We start from the raw sequence: 22,674 nt of genomic DNA, 5'->3' as shown, positions 1-22,674 counted from the left end.
CGTATCGGCCCCGCCCGCGCTCAGCCCGCCAGGGACAGCGCTCGCCACAGCGTGGCGGGCGTCCCGAACGTCTCCCGCGTCAGCGCCTCGGCGGCAAGGCGCACGCCGTAGGCCTGCTCCAGGGACGTCAGCAGCTCGACAATGGCCATCGAGTCGAGGCCGGCGTCCGTCAGATCGGTGTCGGCCCGCAGTTCTTCGCCGGGCCCGAGAAAAGGAAGTGCGCCACGGACGAGCGTCTCGAATTTCTCGTCCCAGGGAGAAGTCATGGTTTCCTCGCTTTCGGTAGGACTCACGTAATCGACGGTATAGGCGGAGCCCGGAGATGTCCATCGCGAAAATCACCGAATCCCTTTATTCGATATTCAGGAAGGGGCTCGCGAAGAATCCCGGCGGGCTCGCTTTCACGGTCGGCGGCGACAGCGCCACGTACGCCGGGACGGACGCGGCGGCACTGCGGCTGGCGGGCGGCCTGACCGGGCGCGGGCACACCGCCGTGGGCGTGCTGGCCCCACGGGGCCGGACGGCCTACGTGGGCATCCTGGCCGGGCTGTACGCGGGGCTGACCGTCGTGCCGCTCAACCCCGCCTTCCCCCGGGCGCGCACGCTGGCGATGGCGCGGGCGGCCGGCGTGTCCGTGCTGGTCGCCGACGGGCCCGCGGACGAGCTGGGCCTGCCCGTGGCGGCCGAAGGGCCCTCGCTGGCGGAGCCGGTGCCCGTACGGGCGGAGGACGTGGCGTACGTGCTGTTCACCTCCGGCTCCACCGGCACGCCCAAAGCGGTGCCGATCACCCATGGCAACCTGAGCTCCTACTTCGCTTGGGCGGAGCGGCGCTTCGGCTTCGCGCCCGACGACGTCTTCTCGCACACGTTCGACCTGACCTTCGACTGCGCCATGTTCGACCTGTTCTGCGCGTGGGGCGCGGGCGCGCACGTGCGCGACGTGCCCCCGCACGCCTACCGCGACCTGCCCGGACACCTCGCCGCCCACGGCGTCACCGTCTGGTTCTCCACGCCCGGCGCGATCGGCGCCGTCCGCAGGGCCGGCGGCCTGACCCCCGGCTCGATGCCGGGCCTGCGCTGGAGTCTGTTCGCGGGAGAGGCGCTGAAGTGCGCCGACGCCGAAGCCTGGCAGGCCGCCGCGCCCGCCGCCACGCTGGAGAACCTCTACGGCCCGACCGAGCTGACCATCACGATCAGCGCGCACCGCTGGACATCCGGCTCGCCCGCCCTCGGCGTGAACGGACTGGCCCCCATCGGCGCCGTCAACGACGGCCACGACCACCTCCTCCTCGACGACCGCGGCCGGCCCGCCGGCGTCGAGGGCGAGCTGTGGATCACCGGCCCTCAGCTCACCCCCGGCTACCTCGACCCGGCGCACGGCCACGGCCGCTTCGTCGAACGCGACGGCCGCACCTGGTACAACACCGGCGACCGGGCCCGCAGGACGGCGAACGGCGAACTGGTCTACCTCGGCCGGGCCGACGCCCAGGTGCAGGTGCGCGGCTGGCGCGTGGAGACCGCCGAGATCGACCACGCCGTACGCGGCCTGCGCGGCGTCGAGGACGCGGTCACCGTCGGCGTCGACAACGGGGCCACCGCCGAACTCGTGGTCTTCTACACCGGTCTTCAGCTGCCCCCAGCTGAAATGGCGCGTGGATTGCGCGAGACGCTTCCCGACGGGATCGTTCCCCGGCATTATCGTCATTTCGCCGCGTTGCCTCTGAACAGCAACAGGAAAACGGACCGGGCTTATCTGAGGGATTTGGCCGGAGCCATGCTAAGGGGCGAGGCATAAGGCTTAGGGGGCTATTAGGGGTGTGGCCGGACAGGCGCCGGGACTACTTTCTCGAAGGGATGAGAGAAGCCGCCCGCGAGGTCCAGACAAGAGATCCGGACGTGGGACCCAGACCTGGATGGAGGAATGCCCATGGCCACGACGCCGTCCCTCCGCTCGGGCCTCGTCCACGACCTGCTGGACGAGGCCGCCGCCCGCCGCCCGCTGGGCCGGGCGGTGCGTGATGCCCGGGGTGCGCTGACGTACCAGGAGGTGGCCGGCCTCAGCGACGCCGTCGCCGGATGGCTGATCGCCGGAGGGGTGCGGCCGGGCGACCGGGTGCTCGTCAGGACCCGCAACCGGCGCGAACTCGTCCCCCTCCTGTACGGCATCTGGCGCGCCGGCGCCGCCGCGGTGCCGATCAACCCCGGCATGAAGCCGTTCCACCTCCGCTCGGTCCTCGCGGACGCCGAACCAGCGCTGCTGATCACCGACGACGGCCGGCTGACCGCCACGAGTGCCGTCCACACGGCCACGCCCGGCGGGAGCGCCCGCCCTGGGACCACGCTCGACGGGAGCGCGGGTCCAGGGGACCCGCTCGACGGGAGCGCCGTCCCCGTCGTCTCGCTGGACGAGCTCTGGCCGGACGTCGAGGTCCTGGCCGGCCTGGCCGCCAAGCCAGAGCCGGTGAAGGTCGGGCCCGACGACGTGGCGCTGCTCATCTACACCTCCGGCAGCACCGCGGCCCCGAAGGGCGTGGTGTGCCCGCACGCGCGGGTGTCCTTCGCGGCCTCCGCGATCAACGCGGTGCTCGGCTACCGCCCCGACGACGTGGTCTACTGCCGGCTGCCGCTCTCCTTCGACTACGGCCTCTACCAGATCATGCTGGCCGCGCTCGGCGGCGCGGAGCTCGTGCTCGCCGACGACGAGCCCGACCTCGGCCTGCTCAAGGCCATCGAGGAATGCGGCGCCACCGTGGTGCCCATCGTGCCGTCCCTGGGCGCCATGATCGCCTCCCTCGCCGGGCGCGGCGCGCACGACCCCGGCGCCGTACGCATGTTCACCAACACCGGCGCCGCCCTGCCCGAGACCACCATCCGCGGCCTGCGCGCCGGCTTCCCCGGCGCCGCGGTCGTGCGCATGTACGGCATCACCGAGTGCAAGCGCGTCACCATCATGGACCCGGACCTCGGCGACGAGCGGCCGGGCTCGTCCGGGCGGGCGCTGCCCGGCACCACCGTCGTCGTCCTCGGCGCGGACGGCCGCCCCACGCCCCCCGGCGTCAGCGGCGAGATCGTCGTCGCCGGACCGAACGTCATGGCCGGCTACTGGCGCGCGCCCGAGCTCACCGCCGCCGTCTACCGCCCCGACCCCGAGACGGGCGAGACCCGCCTGCACACCGGCGACCACGGCCACCTCGACGAGGACGGCTACCTGTACTTCGAGGGCCGCCGCGACGACATGTTCAAGCGCCGCGGCACCCGCATGAGCACCATCGAGATCGAGGCCGCCGCCATGGACGTGCCCGGCGTGCGCGCCGCCGCCGCCCTGCCGCCCGGCGACGACCACGACCTGGTGATCTTCGTCGAGAGCGACCTCCGGCCGCAGGACGTGCTGCGAGGCCTGCGCGAACGACTCGAACCCGCCAAGACCCCCGCCGCCTGCCACGTCCTGCCCGCCTTCCCGCTGACGCTCAACGGCAAGAACGAGCGCCGGCGCCTGGCCCAGCTGCTGAAGGAAACCCTCCGATGAGCCGTTCGATCAGCCGCGACGACCTCGCGGCCCGCTTCGGAAGCCCCCTCTACGTCTACGACCTGGACCGGGTCGCCGCCGCCCATGACGACCTCATGGCGGCGCTGCCCGACGGGGTCACCCGCTACTTCTCGCTCAAGGCCAACCCCCACCCCGAGATCGGCCGTACTCTGCGCGAACGCGGCGCGCGTGCCGAGATCAGCTCGACGGGGGAGCTCGACGCGGCGTTCGCGGCCGGGTTCGACGCCTCGGAGATCCTCTACACGGGTCCTGGCAAGACCCACGACGAGCTCGCCGTCGCCCTCGACGCCGGGGTCCGCACCTTCTCCGTCGAGTCGCCATCTGACCTGCGGCACATCGGCGCCGCCGCCACCGTACGCGGCGTGGTCGCCGACTGCCTGCTGCGCATCAACAGTGTCGAGTCCGGCGGCACCACCAGCATCAGGATGACCGGCGCGCCCTCCCAGTTCGGCATCGACAGCGAGACGCTGCCCGCGCTCATGCCCGAGCTCCGCGCCGTGCCCGGCACCCGGCTGGCCGGGGTGCACCTGTTCTCGCTCAGCAACGCCAAGGACGAGAGCAGCCTCATCGCCGAGTTCCGCCACACCGCCGCCACCGCCGCCCGGCTGCGGAAGGAGACCGGCATGCCCATCGGCCTGCTGGACCTGGGCGGCGGCTTCGCGGCGCCGTACCTCGCCCACGGTGAGCGCACCGTCTACTCCGGGCTGCGGGCCGCGCTGGAGGAGGTGCTCGACGAGCACTTCCCCGGCTGGCGCGACGGGGAGCCGCGGGTGGCCGTCGAGTCCGGCCGCTACCTGGTCGGCGACTGTGGCGAGCTCGTCTGCACCGTGGTGAACGTCAAGGAGAGCCGCGGCCGGCGGTTCGTCATCCTCGACGCCGGCATCAACGTGCTCGGAGGCATGTCCGGGCTCGGCCGCCTGCTGCCCATCACCGTCGGGGTCGACGCCGGCCCGGGCGAACAGGGCGGATCGGGCGAGCCGGTGGAGCCCGCCACGCTCGCCGGCCCCCTCTGCACCCCCGGCGACATCCTCGGCCGGAACGTGGACGTCCCCCGCCTGCGCCCCGGCGACGTCGTGACGATCCCGAACGCCGGCGCGTACGGGATGACCGCCAGCCTGGTCATGTTCCTCGGCCGGCCCGCTCCCGCCGAGGTCGTCGTCCACGGCGGCGAGGTCGTGTCGATCTCCCGCGTCGAGTTCCACCGCAAGTACGAGTAGCGCCCCTTCGGGCCACCCGCCAGACCCACGCGCACGTACGCATGAGCGAGCGACGGAGTACGGAAAAGTGAGCGAGCAGCGTAGCTTCCTGGTCAAGCTGGTACGAGACGTCACCGCCGGCATCCTGCGGACCACGCACCCGGACCCGCCGGACACGGTGGACCCCGCCCGCGGCTTCCGCGAGCTCGGCCTGGACTCGCTCGGCGCGGTGGAGCTGCACGACCGGCTCGCCGAGGCCGTCGGCGCCGACCTGCCCATGACGCTCGCGTTCGACCACCCCACGCCGCAGGCCGTGGCCGACTACCTGCACGCCCACCTGTACGGTGACGCCGCCGGCCACGACGAGGTCAGGGCCGCCTCCGCCGCCGCCTCCGACGAGCCCTTGGCCATCATCGGCATCGGCTGCCGCTACCCCGGCGGCGTCACCACGCCCGACGAGCTATGGCGGTTCGTGGCCGAGGGCCGCGAGAGCGTCACCGGCTTTCCTGTCAACCGCGGCTGGGACCTGGAACGGCTGTTCGACGACAACCCCGAGACGCCCAACACCTCCTACCTGCGCAAGGCGCACTTCCTGCACGACGCCGACGCGTTCGACCCCGCCTTCTTCGGCATCAACCCGCGCGAGGCCCTGGCCATGGACCCGCAGCAGCGGATCGTCCTGGAGACCGCCTGGGAAGCGCTCGAACACGCCGGCATCGACCCGGCCACCCTCCGGGGCAGCGGCACCGGCGTCTTCATCGGCGCCGAACCGCAGGACTACGGACCCCGCCTGGACAAGGCGCCCGCCGACGTCGAGGGCTACCTCGTCACCGGCAACGCCACCAGCGTCGTCTCCGGCCGCGTCGCCTACACCTTCGGCCTGGAGGGTCCCACCTTCACCGTCGACACCGCCTGCTCGGCCTCCCTCGTCGCCCTCCACCTGGCCTGCCGTTCCCTCCGCGACGGCGAGACCGACCTCGCCCTGACCGGCGGCGTCACCGTCATGTCCACCCCCGGCACGTTCACCGCGTTCAGCCGCCAGCGGGTCATGTCGCGCGACGGCCGGTGCAAGGCGTTCGCCGCCGCCGCCGACGGGGCCGCCTTCTCCGAGGGCGCCGGCATCCTCGCCGTCGAACGCCTCTCCGACGCGCTGCGCCACGGCCACCCCGTGCTCGCCGTGATCCGCGGCTCGGCCATCAACCAGGACGGGGCCAGCAGCGGGCTCACCGCGCCCAACGGGCCGTCGCAGGAGCGGGTGATCCGCCAGGCCCTGGCCAACGCCGGACTCACACCCGACCAGGTGGACGCGGTGGAGGCGCACGGGACCGGCACCAAGCTGGGCGACCCGATCGAGGCGCACGCCCTGCTCGCCACGTACGGCCGCGACCGCAGCGGGCGCGGCCCGCTCCGCCTCGGCTCCGTCAAGTCCAACCTCGGCCACACCCAGGCCGCCGCCGGCGTCGCCGGGGTCATCAAGATGGTGATGGCCATGCGGCACTCGACGCTGCCGCGCACCCTGCACGTGGACGAGCCCTCGCCGTACGTGGACTGGTCGTCGGGCGGGGTCGAACTGCTGCTGGAGAACACGCCGTGGCCCGCGAACGGACTGCCCAGACGGGCCGGCGTGTCGTCCTTCGGCGTCTCGGGCACCAACGCCCACGTCGTCATCGAGGAACCTCCCACGGTCGTGGGCCCTTCCGCGTCTGGGACGGGCTCCGCGTCCGGGGATGGATCCGAGGCGGTCACCGTTCACGGAACGGCCGGTGGGCGTACCGCGTCGGTGCTCTACGGCGACGGCACGCCTGACGTGCTGCCGTTCGCCGTGTCGGGCAGAACCGAGGCGGCACTACGCGCACAGGCGGCCGCCCTGGCGAACCACCTCTCCGAACGCCTCACCGACCACCCCGACCGACAGCCCTCCGAGACCGAGTCCTCCGAGACCGAGTCCTCCGAGACCGAGTCCTCCACGACCGAGTCCTCCACGACCGAGCCCTCCACGACCGAGTCCTCCGTGGTCCTGCCCGACGTGGCCCGATCGCTGCTCACCACCCGTACCCCGTGGGAGCACCGCGCCGTCGTCATCGCCGGGGGAGGGGAGCCCGGCGCACTGGCGTCCGCGCTCACGGCCCTGGCCGAGGGGGAGCCCGCGCCCAACCTCGTTCTCGGCACCGCCCACGGCGGCACGGAAGCCCGGGCGCAGGCGGTGTTCATCTTCCCCGGCCAGGGCTCCCAGTGGCCCGGCATGGCCGCAGAACTCCTGGAGACCAGCCCCGTCTTCGCCGCCCGCATGACCGAGGTGGCCGCCGAGATCGACCAGCACGTCGACTGGCATGTCCTCGAAGCCCTGCACGATCCCGCCGCCCTGGACCGGCTGGAGGTGGTGCAGCCGGTGCTGTTCGCGGTGATGGTGTCGCTGGCCGCCCTGTGGGAGTCGATGGGCGTGCGACCGTCCGCCGTCGTGGGTCACTCCCAGGGCGAGGTGGCCGCCGCGTACGTGGCCGGCGGCCTGTCGCTGGAGGATGCCGTACGCGTGATCGTGCTGCGCAGCCGCCTGTTCGCCGAGACGCTCGTCGGCAAGGGCGCCATCGCCGCCATCGCGCTGCCCGCGTCCGACCTGGAACGGCGCCTGACCGCCTGGGACGGCCGCCTGTCGGTGGGCGCGCGGAACGGCCCCTCCCACTCCACCGTCGTCGGCGACGAGGCGGCGCTGGCAGAACTGGTGGCCCAGTGCGAGGCGGAGGGGATCAGGGCCAGGCACCTCGCCAGCACCGTCGCCTCCCACAGCGACCAGGTGGACCCGCTGCACGACCGCCTGCTCGACCTGCTGGCACCCATCCGCCCGCGCACCGGCCACGTGCCCTTCTACTCGACGGTCACCGGCGACGTGCTGGACACGGCCGAGCTGACCCCCGAGTACTGGTTCGGCAACGCCCGCCGTCCCGTCGCCTTCCACGACGTCGTCACCGCGTTGCTGCGGGACGGGCGCGGGGCGTTCATCGAGTGCAGCGCGCACCCTGTGCTCGTCATGAGCGTCCGCGACACCATCGAGGTCGCCGGCGCGGACGCCTACGCCACCGGAACGCTGCGCCGCGACGAGGGCGGGCCCGCGCGCTTCCTCACCTCGGCGGCCGAGGCGTACGCGAACGGCGTCCCCGCCGACCTGACCGCCGCCGTCGGCGACGCCTCGCCGCACCGGGCTCCGCTGCCCACGTACGCGTTCCAGCGGCGCCGCTTCTGGCTCGACGCCTCGGCGGGAGGCGAGGACGTCACCGCCGCCGGGCTGTCAGCGGCGGGACACCCGCTGCTGGGCGCGGCCGTGGTGCTCGCCGAGTCCGGCGGGATCGTGCTGACCGGCCGGTTGGCCCTGCACACGCAGGGGTGGCTGGCCGACCACGCCGCCGCGGGCACGGTGCTGCTGCCCGGCACCGCGTTCGTCGAACTGGCCATCGCGGCCGGCGACCACGTCGGCTGCGGTCACCTGGCCGAGCTGACCCTGGAGGCCCCGCTGCCGCTGCCGGAGCGCGGCGCCGTGCAGGTGCAGATCGCCGTCGGCCCCGAGACGGACGGCGCCCGTACGATCACCGTGCACTCCAGGATCGGCGAAGGCCCCTGGACCCGCCACGCGAGCGGACTGCTCACCCCGCACGGCGCCGCCACCGGCCTCGCCCCCACCGGCCCCGACTCTGCCGCTCTCGACCCCGCCGGTGCCGGTTCCGCCGGCGTCGACCTCACCGCCTGGCCGCCTCCGGGTGCGACCCCCGTCCCGGTGGACGGCCTGTACGAGCGGCTCGCCGCGGCCGGCTACGGGTACGGCCCGACGTTCCAGGGAGTGAAGGCCGCATGGCTGCGCGACGGCGAGGTGTTCGCCGAGGTCGCGCTCCCCGAAGGCGCCGGCGCCGACCGCTACGGCCTGCACCCCGCGCTCCTGGACGCCGCCCTGCACGCCGAAGCCCTCCTCGGCGACGACGAGCAGGGCGTCAGCCTGCCCTTCGCCTGGACCGGCGTCACCCTGCACGCCTCCGGCGCGGCCGCGGCCCGCGTCCGCCTGCGCCGCACGGGCCGCGACACCGTCCAGCTGGTCGCGGCCGACCCCGCGGGGGCGCCGCTGATCACGGTCGAGTCCCTCGTCTCGCGGCCGGTCTCGGCGGGCGGGCTCGCGCCGGCCCGCCACGACTCCCTGTACCGGGTCGAGTGGAGCGCCCTGCCGGACCTCCCCGCCCCGGCCGGCCGCCCCGCCGCCGCCCTGGGCACCGGCGCGGACGCTCTCGTACGGCAGGGCCTGGCCGCTCGCACCTACACGGGCCTGGCCGGCCTGATCGCCGCCGACCAACTCCCCAGCACGGTCTTCGTCACCTTGCGCGACCCCGGAACCAGCGCTCACACGTCTGCAGCCACGCTGCCACCTGGCTCACCGGCCACGCTGCCCGCCTCCGCGACCGCGCTCCGGCCTGAGCTTCCGGCCGCGCTGCCGCCTGTGTCCGCGACCGGGCCGTCGTCAGCGCCTCCTGCCGGCCACCTCGTCGAGGCCGCCGTCGAATCCCCGGCACCCTCCCTGGCGGCGTACCAGGAGGGGAACGTCGCCCGGCTCGGTGGTGAGGTCGCGGAGGAGGCTCTGGCGCTCGTGCAGGCGTGGCTGGCCGAGGAACGGCTGGCCGGCACGCGGCTCGTCATCGTCACGCGGGGCGCCGTGCCCGCCGGGACGGACGGCGACGTTCCCGACCTGGCCGCCGCGCCCGCGTGGGGCCTGATCAGGTCCGCCCAGTCCGAGCATCCGGGCCGGTTCGCGCTGCTCGACCTCGACCCCGCCGGCAGCGCCGTGCCCGCCGGCGCGGTGCTCTCGGCGCTGGCCGACGGTGAATCGCAGCTCGCCGTACGCCCCGCACTCGACGGCACGGGCGCACTCCTCGCCCCCAGGCTGGCCCGCGCCGCCACCACGCCGACCCTCGTCCCTCCGGCGGGGACGGCGGAATGGCGCCTGGACGCCCCCGCCAAGGGCAGCCTCTCCGCCCTGTCGCTGGTCCCCGTCCCCACCCGCTCCCTGGAGGAGGGCGAGGTCCGGGTCGCCGTCCGGGCCGCAGGACTGAACTTCCGCGACCTGGTGGTCGTGCTCGGCATGGTCCCCGAGAACGACGAGCCGATCGGCGGCGAGATCGCCGGGGTGGTGACCGAGGTGGGTCCTGGCGTGACGGGCCTGACCGTGGGCGATCGGGTCCTCGGTCTGATGGACGGCGCGTTCGGCCCCTCAGGGGTCACCGACCAGCGCCTGCTCGCCCCCGTGCCCGAGGGGTGGTCGTTCGCGGAGGCGGCGGCGGTGCCGGTGGCGTTCCTGACCGCGTACTACGGGCTGGTGGACCTGGCCGATCTCCGGCCGGGGGAGAGGGTGCTGATCCACGCGGCGGCGGGCGGCGTGGGGATGGCGGCGGTGCAGATCGCCCGTCATCTGGGAGCGGAGGTCTACGGCACCGCCGGCCCGGCCAAGTGGCCCGCCACCGGCCTGGACGACGACCACCTGGCCAGCTCCCGCACCCTGGAGTTCGCCGGCCGCTTCCCGAAGATGGACGTCGTCCTGAACTCCCTGGCCGGAGACTTCACCGACGCCTCACTCAACCTCCTCAAGCCCGGCGGCCGCTTCCTGGAGCTCGGCAAGACCGACATCAGGACCGGCACCGGCGTCGACTACCTGCTCTACTCCCTCATGGAAGCCGGACCCGACCGGCTCGGCACGATGTTGTCCGAGGTCCTGGCGCTGTTCCGGGACGGGGTGATGGAGCGGTTGCCGGTGCGGGTGTGGGATGTCCGGCGGGCCCCGGAGGCGTTCCGGCTGATGCAGCGGGCGGGGCATGTGGGCAAGATCGTGTTGCGGATGCCGCCGGTGCTGGATCCGGAACGCCCGGTCCTGGTGACAGGCGGGACGGGGACGCTCGGCGGCCTGGTGGCCCGGCATCTGATCTCGGCGTACGGAATGCGGCATCTCGTGCTGGTGAGCCGCCAGGGTGAGGAGGCCGCAGGTGCGCGGGAGCTTCGCGCCGAGCTGGCCGGGCTGGGTGCCGAGGTGGAGATCGTGGCCTGTGACGTGGCCGACCGCCGGGCGCTGGCAGAGGTGATGCGGGGCCGTTCGTGGTCGGCGGTGGTGCACTGCGCGGGCGCGCTCGACGACGGTGTGATCGAGTCCCTGACCCCGGAACGCTTGCACAAGGTGCTGGCCTCGAAGGCCGTCGCCGCCTGGAACCTGCACGAGCTGGCCGGCGACGTGGACGCCTTCATCCTCTACTCCTCAGCGGCAGGCGTACTCGGCGACGCGGGACAGGCCAACTACGCCGCCGCCAACGTCTTCCTCGACGCCCTCGCCGCCCACCGCAAGGCCCGCGGCCTGCCCGCGCAGTCCCTCGCCTGGGGCTTCTGGGAGCAGCGCAGCGCCATGAGCGCCCATCTCGGCGACGCCGACGTGGCCCGGATGGAACGCTCGGGCGCCCGCGGCCTGTCCTCCGGCGAAGGACTCGCCCTGCTCGACGCCGCCATGACCATCGACGAGGCACTGCTGCTGCCCATCCACCTCGACCTGCCGCGCGCCGCCGACGCGCCCCGGCTGCTCGACGGCCTGGTCCGCCGGCCGGCCCGCCGCGGCGCCGCCGCCGGCGCGGCGCCGGGCGGAGCCGCCGCCGCGCTGGAACGTCAGCTCGCCGCGCTGCCGGAGCCCGAACGCGACGAACTGCTGCTCAAACTCGTCAAGGCGCAGGTCGCCGTCGTGCTCGGTCACTCGGGTACGGATTCCGTCTCGGCGCAGCGGGTGTTCACCGAGATCGGGTTCGACTCGCTCACCGCCATCGAACTGCGCAACAAGCTGAACGCCGCCACCGGGCTGCGGCTGCCGTCCACCCTGGTCTTCGACTATCCGACGCCACTCGCGCTGGCCGGCCACCTCAAGGAACGCCTGCTCGGCGCGGCCCCGGCCGCCGCATCCAGCACGCCCGCCACGGCCCAGACCGACGAGCCGATCGCGATCGTCGGCATGGCCTGCCGGCTCCCTGGCGGCGCGAACACGCCCGAGGCGCTGTGGCGCATGCTGATGGACGAGGGCGAAGGCATCTCACCGTTCCCCGCCGACCGGGGCTGGGACCTGGAGCGCCTGTTCGACGCCGACCCGGGCAAGCGGGGCACCAGCTACGTCAAGCACGCCGGCTGGCTGCACGACGCCGGAGACTTCGACGCCGAGTTCTTCGGCATGAGCCCGCGCGAGGCGCTGGCCACGGATCCGCAGCAGCGGCTCATGCTCGAAGTGGCCTGGGAGACGCTGGAACGCGCGGGCATCGACCCCGCCGGCCTCAAGGGCAGCGACACCGGCGTCTTCATCGGCGCCACGGCCACCGGCTACGCCACCGGCCCCGGCCGGCTGCCGGAGGACGTCGAGGGTTACCTGGTCACCGGCACCTCCATCTCGGTCGCCTCAGGACGCATCTCCTACACCCTCGGCCTGCAAGGCCCCGCCGTGACCGTCGACACGGCCTGCTCGTCGTCGTTGGTGGCGTTGCACCTGGCGTGCGAGGCGTTGCGGCGCGGTGAGTGCTCGTCGGCTCTGGCGGGTGGGGTGACGGTGTTGTCCACGCCCGAGGTGTTCGTGGAGTTCTCGCGGCAGCGTGGGCTGGCGGGTGACGGACGGATCAAGGCGTTCGCGGAGGCTGCTGACGGGACGGTCTTCTCAGAGGGCGCGGGCATGGTCCTGGTCGAGCCGTTGTCGCGGGCGCGAAAGCTGGGGCATCCGGTCCTGGCGGTGGTTCGCGGTTCGGCGGTGAACCAGGACGGCGCCTCCAACGGGCTCACGGCCCCCTCGGGCGTGGCCCAGCGCCGCGTACTCGACCGGGCGCTGGAAGCGGCCCGCCTCACCCCCGCCGACGTGGACGTGGTCGAAGGCCACGGCACCGGCACGATGCTGGGCGACCCGATCGAGGTGCAGGCGTTGCTGGGCGTGTACGGGCAGGGGCGTCAGGTGCCGCTCTGGCTCGGCTCGGTCAAGTCGAACTTCGGCCACACGCAGGCCGCGGCCGGTGTGGCCGGTGTGATCAAGATGGTGCTGGCCCTGGAACACGGCGTCATCCCGGCCACCCTGCACGTGGACGAGCCCACCACCCACGTCGACTGGTCCCAGGGTGACGTACGGCTGGCCGACCACACGGCGGACTGGCCGGAGCTGGGCCGGCCGCGCCGGGCCGGCGTGTCGTCGTTCGGCATCAGCGGCACCAACGCCCACGTCATCCTGGAACAGGCCCCCGCTCCAGAGCCCGCCGCCCAGAGGGCCGCCTCGGAGTCCGCTTTCTTGGAGTCCGCCGAACCGCTCGCCTTCCCGGTGCCGGTGGTACTGTCCGGCCGGGGCGAGCCGGGTCTCGCGGCTGTCACCGAGCAGCTGCGCGCGACGCTGTCGGACGCCACGCTGTCCGTCGCGTCACCCGCCGACGTCGGCTACTCGCTCGCCGTCAGCCGCGCGGCCCTGGAACGCCGTGCCGTGATCCTGGCCGCTGATCGTGGGGAGCTGGTGTCGGCTCCGCCGGTGGCGGTGGAGTCGGTGGTGGAGGGGAAGACCGGCTGGTTGTTCGCGGGGCAGGGGAGTCAGCGGCTGGGGATGGGCCGGGAGCTGGCTGAGGTGTTCCCGGTGTTCCGGGACGTGTTCGAGGAGGTGCTGGCGGGGTTCGGTGATGGGTTGGTGCGTGAGGTGATCTGGTCGGATCCGGGCCGGGTGGATCAGACGCGGTTCGCGCAGGCGGGGTTGTTCGCGGTGGAGGTGGCGTCCGCACGGCTGCTGGAGTCGTGGGGGATGTCGGCGGACGTGCTGCTGGGGCACTCGATCGGCGAAGTAGCAGCGGCGCATATCGCTGGAGTGTTGTCACTGCAGGATGCCTGTTCCTTGGTCGCGGCTCGGGGCCGGCTGATGCAGGAGCTTCCCGCCGGTGGGGTGATGGTTCAGGTGTCCGCCGGTCTGGAGGCGGTACGGCCGCTGCTGGGCGCGGGGGTGGAGCTCGCTGCGGTCAACGGCCCGGCGGCGCTGGTGCTGTCCGGCCGCGAGCCCGAGGTGCAGGCCGCTGCCGATCGACTCACCGAGCAAGGAGTGCGGTGCCGTCGTCTGTCGGTGAGCCATGCCTTCCACTCGGCGCTGATGGAGCCGATGCTGGACGAGTTCCGCGCCGTGGCCGAGACGCTGACCTTCCACACACCCCGTATCCCGGTGATCTCCAACCTGGACGGTGAGCCGGCTGGGGAGCGGATGGCCGATCCGGAGTACTGGGTGGCGCAGGTGCGGCAGACGGTTCGCTTCGCCGACGGGATCGCAGCGCTGGAACAGGCCGGAGTGGTGACCTGTCTGGAGCTGGGCCCTGGCCGGGTGCTGTCCGGGCTGGGTCCGCAGATCTCCGGCGACAAGGTCGCATATATCCCGACTTCGGGCCGCCGTGACGATTCCCAGGCGCGCGCGTTGGTGGCGGCGGTCGGTCGGGCTTACGCTCGGGGCACGGACGTGGACTGGGAAGCCTTCTACGCCCCCTTCTACCCGAAGCGCATCGATCTCCCGACCTATCCGTTCCAGCACCGCCGCTACTGGCTGACCCCCGAGCCCACCGACACCGGCGACGTCCTCGGCCTCGGCCAGATGGCCGGCGGCCACGCGCTGACCGGCGCGCTGGTCCCCGTTCCAGACCGGAACGAACTCCTGCTCACCGGCCAGGTGTCACTGAAGACCCATCCCTGGCTGGCCGATCACGCCATCATGGGCACGGCGCTGCTGCCCGGGACCGCGTTCGTCGACCTGGCCCTGCACGCCGGTGCCCGAGCAGGCAGCCCGGCTTTGCGGGAACTGACTCTGCACGCGCCACTTCCCGTCACCCACGAGGGCACGGCCCTGCACGTGTCGGTGGCGGCACCCGGCGAGGACGGCAACCGTTCCCTGGCCGTCCATTCCCGCACCGGTGAGGACGTCTGGACCCGCCACGCGACAGGAATCCTGACCGCAGAAGCCGCACGGCCAACCCCGATCGGCTCCTGGCCACCACCCGAAGCGTCCCCCATCGACCTGGACGGCTTCTACGACCGCCTGGCCGAACAAGGCGTCGCCTACGGCCCCACCTTCCGAGGCGTGACAAGAGCATGGGCCACCCCTGACGGCACCCTCTACACCGAAGTGGATCTCCCCGAGCAAGACGGAGACGGCTTCGGCATCCACCCGGCACTCCTGGACGCCGCCCTGCACGCCATCGACCTCGCCAACCCGAGCACCGATGCCGTCGAGCTGCCGTTCGCCTGGACCGACGTCACCCTGCACGCCACCGGCGCCACCCGGGCCAGAGTGCGCGTGACCACCACCGACGGCGTGACCAGCGTGCTCCTGGCCGACAGCACCGGCGCACCCTTGGCCGAGGTCGGCGGGCTCACCATGCGACCGGTCGCCGGCGCCCCCATGACGGCGCTGCCCACAGCCCCCCGCGACGGCCTCTACCAGGTGACCTGGACCGCGACCCCGCACTCCGCGGAGCCGTCCGCCACCGGCGCGGTGGCCGCGGAAGCCGGCTGGCTGCGGGAGGCGCTCACCGCCGCCGGAGTCACGGTGACGGACGGCCTGGCACACGACCAGACGATCCTGCTCGCCGCACCCCCGCCCACCTACCAGGCCGACGGGGCGCACGCAGGGCCGCCGCACTTCGCTCCGGGTGACGACACGCGGTCCGAGCCGCCGTACACCGACTCGGGTGACAACGCGCGGCCCGAGCTGCCGTACACAGACCCGGGAGATGAGACGCCGACCGCGCCGCATGCCGTGCTCGGCGCGCTCAGAGACCGGCTGGCCGACGAGCACGCGGCCACCACACGCCTGGCCGTCGTGACCAGCCGCGCCGTGGCCGCGCGGCCGGAGGACCCCGCGCCCGACCCGGAGCAGGCGGCGGTCGCCGGCCTCGTCCGCGCCGCCCAGGCGGAGAACCCTGGCCGCGTCCTGCTCATCGACGTGGACGGCAGCGACGCCTCCTACCGCGCGCTCCCGTCCGTCCTCGCGGGAACCGAGCCCGAGCCGGCCGAGCCCGAGCTGGCCCTGCGCGACGGCGTCGCCCTGGCCCCCAGGCTGGCCAAGGCGGAACCGCCGCCCCTCACCGCGACCGCCCCGTGGCGAGTGGACGTGCGGGAGGCGGGCACCATCGACCACCTGATCGCCACCCCGATCGAGAAGAGCCCGCTCGGCCCCGGCGAGGTACGGGTCACGATGCGCGCCTGCGGTCTCAACTTCCGCGACGTGCTGATCGCGCTCGGCATGTACCCGGGCGATGCCGAACTGGGCAGTGAGGGCGCGGGCGTCGTGGCCGAGGTCGGCCCAGGTGTGACGGGGCTGGCCGTGGGCGACCGGGTGATGGGCCTGTTCGACCACGCGCTCGGCACGCACGCCGTCGCCGACCGGCGGCACCTCGTCCCGATCCCGGAGGGCTGGTCGTTCGCCACCGCCGCCTCCGTCCCCGCCGTCTTCGCCACGGCCTGGTACGGGCTGGTGGACCTGGCCGATCTCCGGCCGGGGGAGAGGGTGCTGATCCACGCGGCGGCGGGCGGCGTGGGGATGGCGGCGGTGCAGATCGCCCGTCATCTGGGCGCGGAGGTGTACGGCACCGCCGGCCCGGCCAAGTGGCCCGCCACCGGCCTGGACGAAGACCACCTGGCCAGCTCCCGCACCCTGGAGTTCGCCGGCCGCTTCCCGAAGATGGACGTCGTCCTCAACTCCCTGGCCGGAGACTTCACCGACGCCTCACTCACCCTCCTCCAACCACACGGCCGCTTCATCGAAATGGGCAAAACCGACCTCCGCCCCGACACCCCCGGCTACACCCCCTTCGACCTGGACGAGGCCGGCCCCGCCAGGAGCGCCGAGATCCTGGCCACCCTGCTCGGCCTCTTCCGCACGGGAGCGCTCACCCCCCTCCCCGTCCGCGCCTGGGACCTACGCCGAGCCCCCGAGGCGTTCCGGCACATGCAGCAGGCCCGGCACATCGGCAAGGTCGTCCTCACCGTCCCGGCCCCGCTCGACCCGGACGGCACCGTCCTGATCAGCGGCGGCACCGGCGGGCTGGGCGCGCTGACCGCCAGGCACCTGGCCGGCGCGCACGGCATGCGGCGGCTGCTGCTGGTCAGCAGGCGGGGCGAGGACGCGCCGGGCGCGGCCGGGCTGCGGGCGGAGCTGACCGGCCTGGGCGCGTCCGTGGAGATCGCCGCCGCCGACATCGGCGACCGCAAGGCGCTGGCCGACCTCGTCGCGGGCCGCGAGCTCACCGCCGTCGTGCACACGGCCGGCGTCGTGGACGACGGCGTGATCGGCGCGCTCACCCCCGACCGGCTGGACGCCGTGTGGCGGCCCAAGGCGGAGGCCGCCGCGCACCTGCACGAGCTGACCCGCGAGCACGACCTGGCGGCGTTCGTGCTGTTCTCCTCCTGCGCCGGCACGTTCGACGGCGCGGGCCAGGCCAACTACGCCGCCGCCAACGCCTACCTGGACGCCTTGGCCGCACACCGCACCGCCACGGGAGCGCCCGCCACCTCGATCGCCTGGGGCATGTGGGCGCCGGAGACCGGCGGCATGACGGCCAGGCTCGACGAGGCCGACCTGCGCCGGGTGCGCCGCGACGGCCTGCGGCCCATGCCGCCGGAGCAGGGGCTCGCCCTGCTCGACGCCGCACTCGGCCTGGCCGCCCCGGCCGTCGTCGCCGCGCCGCTGGACCTCGCCGCCGTGCGCGACCGGCAGGACGGACCGCCCGCCATGCTGCGCGGCCTCGTCAGCGGCCTCCTCGGCGGCCTCCTCGGTGGCGGGGTTCGCAAGGCGGCCAACGACGCGGGCGAGCCCGCCGAGTCGCTCACCGAACGCCTGCGCGCCCTGCCCGGCGCGGCACGTACGCGGATGCTGCTCGACCTCGTCAGGACGCACACGGCGAGCGTGCTCGGCCACGCGAGCATGGAAGAAGTCGACCCGCGGCGCGGGTTCACCGACCTGGGCTTCGACTCGCTCACCGCGGTCGAGCTGCGCAACCGGCTCAGTACGCTGACCGGCGCCCGGCTGTCGGCCACGCTCGTCTTCGACCATCCGACCCCGGAGGCCGTGGCCGCCCATATCAGGACCGAGCTGATCGGCGAGGAGCCCCCGCTGGAGGCCGAACTGGCCGAGCTCGAACGCGCCATGGCCGAAGCGGCGCCCGCCCCGGCCGACCGGGAACGGATCGCCGCCCGGCTCCGTGACCTGGCCGCCGCCTGGGCGGGCACGAACGGCGACGACCTCTCCCAGGCCACCGCCGACGAGCTCTACAGCATTATTGACAACAACTCATAAACGAAGTAATGCCAGCAGGTCATTACTTCGGAGGATATGCGAAATGGTCCTGCCGTTCGATTGCGGACGATGCCTCACATCATACGATCGGCCTATGCGTAACGATGGGGAGGCTATCGTCCGACTCGAATCGGTGACCAAGAACTACGGCCCGAAGAAAGCCCTCGACGGCGTAACGCTGCGCTGCCTGAAAAATAATTTCACCGTGATCCTCGGGCCGCCCGGGGCGGGCAAGACCACGCTGCTGAGGTGCGCGGCCGGCCTCGACCGGCCCACCTCCGGCACCGTGGCCGTCGCGGGCGAGAACCTCACCTCCCTCGACGAGGCCGCGCTCGACGTGCTGCGGCGCGAGCGCGTCTCGTACGTGTTCTCCTCCCGCAACCTGCTGCCCTCGCTGACCGTCGCCGAGAACCTGACGCTGCCGCTCCGCCTGGCCAGGAGGTCGGCCCCCCCGTCGCTGGTCATCGGCCTCATCCGGCGGGCCGGCCTGTCGGAGCACCTCGACAGCATGCCCGCCGACCTGGGCCGCGGCCGGCAGCAGATGGTCGCCGTCGCCCGCGCCATGATCACCAGCCCGGCGGTGATCCTGGCCGACGACCCGGCCCGCGGACTCGACCCGCGCAGTGCGGGCGAACTGCTCGGCCTGCTGGCCTCATACGTGCACGACCACGCCGGCAACGTCGTGCTGGCCAGCCACGACCCCATGGCCGCCGCCTACGCCGACCGCGCCGTGCTGCTGAGATCCGGCCGGGTGGAGCGGGAGATGAGCTTCCCCGAGGGCAAGGCGGCCCTGGAACGAGCCGTCCACCTGGCGGTTTGGGAAGCGAGAGACCCGTTCTGATGTGGCTGCTGATCCTGCGCAACCTCCGCCACCGCAGGAACGCCTTCGCCTCCGCGTTCGTCGCGATGGCGGTGGCCGCGGTCGTCGTGTCGGCCTGCGCCGCGCTCGCCGCCTCCGGCGCGCGGGCCGCCGTGCCGCCGCACCGGCTGGCCGGCGCGCCCGTCGTGGTGCTCGGCGACCAGTCGTTCGTCCCGCCGGGAGCCGACCGCGACGACCCCGTGTGGCTGCCGGAGAAGGTCCGCCTGCCCGTCTCCGTTGCGGACACCCTGCGCGGCGTACGGGGCGTGGCCACGGTCATCGAGGACCTCGCCTTCCCGGCCGAGCTGGCCGGCGCCGCCGCCACCGGGCACGACTGGGCCGGGGCCGGGCTGGTCCCGTACCCGCTGAAGAGCGGCGCCGCCCCCACCGGCCCCGGCCAGATCGTGCTCGACGCCGGCCTCGCCGCGCGCGCCGGCCTCGCGCCCGGCGGACAGGCCCAGGTCGAGGTGCACGGCGTCACCGAGCGCTACACCGTGACCGGCCTGGCCACGTCCCACTCCGGCCGGCCCGCCGCACGCCCCGCGATCTTCTTCTCCGCCGCCGACGCCCGCCGCCTGGCCGGCCACCCCGGCACCGCCGACGCCCTCGCCGTGCTGCCCGCGCCCGGCGTGCGGGTCGCCGACCTCGAACGCCGGATCGCCGCGGCGCTGCGCGGCACCCGCGCCGTCACGCTGACGGGCGACGAGCGCGGCCTGGCCGAGTTCCCCAGAGGCCGCGAGCGCGCCGGCGACCTGGCCGTGGTCGCCGCCGCGATCGGCGCCATGACCCTGCTCGCCATGACGCCGGTCGTCGCCGGGGTGGTCGGCTCGATGGCCGCGCGCCGCCGCCCCGAACTGCTGGCCATGCGCGCCATGGGGGTGCCGCGTGCCCGCGTCCGGCTCATGATGCTCGGCGAGATCGCCGTCCTGTCCGCCGCAGCCACGCTGGCCGGCTCGCTCGCCGGGCCGCACCTGGCGTACTGGCTGTTCGAACGGATGGCCGCCGTCGGCGCGGTGCCCGCCCAGCTCGTCTTCGACCCGGCGCCGCTCGCGCTGGGCGCCGCCGCCCTGTCCTGCCTGGCCGGCGGCCTGATCGGCGCCTGCATCCCGGCCCACCGCGCCGGCCGGGCCAGGCGGAGCGAGGACGCGGCCCGACGCTGGTCCCCGATGGCCAAGATCTGCCTGGCCGGAGCGGGCGCGCTGAGCGTCGTCGTCGCCCTGCTCGTCCGCGCCCCGCACGCCGGCGTCGCGGGCCTGGCCGTGGCCGTGCTGGCGCTGGCCGGCGCGCTGACCCTGGGCCGGCTGACCGGCGTGATCGGCAGAGCGCTGGCCGGCCCCGTACGCGCGCTCTCCGCCAGGACCGGCGACCTCGCCCTGCTCAACCTGCGCGGCGGCCGGGCCGGGCGGGCCTCACTGCCGATCATGCTGGCCACCTGCCTGGCCACCACCAACATCTTCCTCCAGGCCGGTGAGACCGACGCCGCCACCCGCGCCTTCGACGAGCACCTGCGGGCCGACGCCGTCATGGAGACCGCCACCGGCGGCATCGCGCCCGCCGCGCTCGCCCGGATCGCGAACCTGCCGGGCGTGAGCGCCGGCGGGCTCGTCACCAGCACCGCCTACCTGGCCGGCGACGGCGGGCGGAGCGAAGCGGGCCGGCCCGCGCACGGCGTCACGAACCCGTCCGGCCTGACCGCGTTCCCCGTGTCGGCCGGATCGCCGGCCGAGCTCGGCGCGCACGGCGTCGCCCTGGGGGAGGAGGAGGCGCGCCGCGCCGGCGCGGCGCTCGGCGACACGATCACCGTGTGGCTCGGCGACGGCACCCCCGTACGCGTCCGAGTGGTGGCCCTGCTGGCCCTGGAGCCCGGCGCGGAGTTCCTGCTCCTGCCCGCCGCGCTGCTCGCTCCGCACACCACGGCCACGCTGCCGGCCCGCGTCCTGATCCGCGGCGGCCCCGGCGTGGACGCGCGCCGGGCCGCCGAGGAGAGCGGGCTGCATCCGGCGGGCACCGCCGACTCGGCCGAGCACCTGCTGCGCGGCTGGGTCGACTACCTGATCACCGCTGTGATCATGGTGTTCACCGCCATCGCCGTCGCCGCCGCGCAGGGCAGCGCCGCCGCCCGGCGCGGCAGGGAGTTCGGGGTGCACCGGGCCGGCGGCGCCACCCGCGCCCAGGTGATGCGCATGCTCGGCGTCGAGGCTCTGCTGGTGGCCGCGATCGGGGTCGTGCTGGGGACCGTCGGGGTCGTCCCCGTGCTGATCCCCTACTCGGTCGTGGTCAGCGGCCTGCCCCTGCCCTCCGGCTCTGCCTGGTTCTACCTGGCCGTCGTGGCCTCCGGCACCGTGTCCGCGCTGGTGGCCACCCTCTATCACGCCTGGTGCACAGGGGGACGAGAGGGGTGGCTTAGGGGTCGGAGGCCGGGCCGCGGCTAGGTAATTTCCGGGTGAACGGAAATGCGGCCTGGAGGAATGGTAAATGCGGGTCCTGCTCACCCAGCACGCGGCGACCGCCCATCTGAATCTGATGGTCCCCATTGCGTGGGCGTTGAAATCGGCCGGGCACGACGTCGTGCTCGCCGGTCAGCCTGACATCGCCGGCGCAATTCGCGAGACCGGAATCACCGGGGTGTCGGTCGGGAAAATGTCCGCGGTGGCGGAGCGGCTCGCCATGATGCCGCCCGAGGAACACATTTACGGCTCCGGATACGACCTGGCCGAGGAACGCCCGGAAATCCTCACCTACGCGTACGTCCGCGACTGCCTGGCCGCCTGGGCCTCGCCCCTCGCCTTCGACCTCATCACCGACGAGAGCATGTACGACGACCTCGTCGCCTTCTGCCGCGCCTGGCGGCCCGACCTGGTCATCTGGGACTCCATCACGTTCCCCGGCGCGGTGGCCGCCCGCGCCTGCGGCGCCGCCCACGTCAGGACCACGTTCGGCCGCGACCACTGGGCGCGGATGCGCGACCTGTTCCTGCGGCTGCGCGGCGACCGCGACGAGGACCCCGTGGCCGACTGGCTGACGGCCAAGCTCGCCCGGTACGGGGCCGGCTACCACGAGGACGTCGTCCTCGGCCAGGCCACCATCGACAGCCTGCCGGGCTGGTCGCGCTTCCCCCTGGAGCGCGGGCCCGCGTACCTGCCGGCCCGCTACGTCCCGCACAACGGCCCCGCCGTCATCCCGCCCTGGCTCGTGCCGCCGCCGCGGCGGCGCCGGGTCTGCTTCACCCTCGGCGTCAGCGGCGGCGAGATGTGGGGCGGCCAGGGCAGCATCGGGGTGGCCGACCTGTTCGACGCGGTCGCCGACCTCGACGTCGAGGTGGTCGCCACCATCGAGCCCGGCGGCCTGCCCGACGGGCGCAAGGCCCCCGACAACGTCAGGCTGGCCGGATTCGTCCCCCTGCAGCCGCTGCTGGCGACGTGCGCCGCGATCGTGCACCACGGCGGCACCGGCACCACCTGCACCGCGCTGGCCGCCGGCGTGCCGCAGCTCATCGTCCCCGCCGCCCTGTACGACGAGCGCGGCCTCGCCCTCGCCCTGGCCCGCCAGGGCGCCTGCGTGAGCGTCCAGCCCGCCGAGCTCACCCCCGAGAGGCTGCGCGCGGGCCTGCTGCGCCTGCTCGACGAGCCCTCCTACGCCGATCGCGCCGCCGCGCTCCGCGACGACGCCGCGACCGCGCCGTCCCCCGCCGACCTCGTCCGCGACCTTGAGGACCTGGTCGCCCGCCACCAGAGGTGAC

General features: G+C 73.9%; 8 protein-coding genes. 7 read left to right on the top strand and 1 reads right to left on the bottom strand.

Features of this window, described 5'->3' with window-relative positions:
* Nucleotides 1-20: 20 nt before the first annotated feature.
* Entirely contained in the window at nucleotides 21-293 is a 273-nt protein-coding gene (locus OIE67_RS22380) for an acyl carrier protein (protein ID WP_326643362.1), read from the bottom strand.
* A gap of 29 nt (nucleotides 294-322) precedes the next feature.
* Here OIE67_RS22380 and OIE67_RS22375 point away from each other — a divergent pair, with 29 nt between their 5' ends.
* From OIE67_RS22375 to OIE67_RS22345, 7 genes are all read left to right on the top strand, one after another.
* Nucleotides 323-1,795, top strand: coding sequence for an AMP-binding protein (locus OIE67_RS22375; RefSeq protein WP_326643360.1), 1,473 nt, complete (start codon nucleotides 323-325; stop codon nucleotides 1,793-1,795).
* A 132-nt stretch (nucleotides 1,796-1,927) separates the two neighbouring features.
* Nucleotides 1,928-3,526, top strand: a complete 1,599-nt coding sequence (locus OIE67_RS22370) for an AMP-binding protein (RefSeq protein ID WP_326643358.1) — start codon at nucleotides 1,928-1,930, stop codon at nucleotides 3,524-3,526.
* A complete protein-coding gene (locus OIE67_RS22365; protein WP_326643356.1) occupies nucleotides 3,523-4,764 on the top strand; it encodes a type III PLP-dependent enzyme domain-containing protein in 1,242 nt (413 codons plus the stop codon). The genes OIE67_RS22370 and OIE67_RS22365 overlap by 4 nt, the downstream gene beginning before the upstream one ends.
* Before the next feature lie 67 nt (nucleotides 4,765-4,831).
* Nucleotides 4,832-18,076 (top strand): SDR family NAD(P)-dependent oxidoreductase, encoded by a 13,245-nt coding sequence (locus OIE67_RS22360; RefSeq protein WP_326643354.1) that lies wholly within the window; start codon nucleotides 4,832-4,834, stop codon nucleotides 18,074-18,076.
* A 133-nt stretch (nucleotides 18,077-18,209) separates the two neighbouring features.
* Nucleotides 18,210-18,917 carry an ABC transporter ATP-binding protein gene (locus tag OIE67_RS22355; protein ID WP_326643352.1) on the top strand — a complete coding sequence of 236 codons (708 nt, stop codon included), beginning with the start codon at nucleotides 18,210-18,212 and terminating at the stop codon, nucleotides 18,915-18,917.
* Nucleotides 18,917-21,367, top strand: a complete 2,451-nt coding sequence (locus OIE67_RS22350) for an FtsX-like permease family protein (protein WP_326643350.1) — start codon at nucleotides 18,917-18,919, stop codon at nucleotides 21,365-21,367. The genes OIE67_RS22355 and OIE67_RS22350 overlap by 1 nt, the downstream gene beginning before the upstream one ends.
* A gap of 43 nt (nucleotides 21,368-21,410) precedes the next feature.
* On the top strand, nucleotides 21,411-22,673 hold the full coding sequence (locus OIE67_RS22345; RefSeq protein WP_326643348.1) for an activator-dependent family glycosyltransferase: 1,263 nt from the start codon (nucleotides 21,411-21,413) through the stop codon (nucleotides 22,671-22,673).
* Nucleotide 22,674 lies beyond the last annotated feature (1 nt).

Origin of the sequence: Nonomuraea fuscirosea, from assembly GCF_035917475.1 — a bacterium.
Lineage (GTDB): Bacteria > Actinomycetota > Actinomycetes > Streptosporangiales > Streptosporangiaceae > Nonomuraea > Nonomuraea fuscirosea.
Note: the sequence above shows the minus strand (reverse complement) of the source record. Positions and strands in the feature narration are given on the sequence as shown.

Coding starts and splice junctions, on each gene's coding strand:
- OIE67_RS22370 (WP_326643358.1), top strand. CDS start 1,928: ATGGCCACGACGCCGTCCCTCCGCTCGGGCCTCGTCCACGACCTGCTG.
- OIE67_RS22365 (WP_326643356.1), top strand. CDS start 3,523: ATGAGCCGTTCGATCAGCCGCGACGACCTCGCGGCCCGCTTCGGAAGC.
- OIE67_RS22375 (WP_326643360.1), top strand. CDS start 323: ATGTCCATCGCGAAAATCACCGAATCCCTTTATTCGATATTCAGGAAG.
- OIE67_RS22345 (WP_326643348.1), top strand. CDS start 21,411: ATGCGGGTCCTGCTCACCCAGCACGCGGCGACCGCCCATCTGAATCTG.
- OIE67_RS22350 (WP_326643350.1), top strand. CDS start 18,917: ATGTGGCTGCTGATCCTGCGCAACCTCCGCCACCGCAGGAACGCCTTC.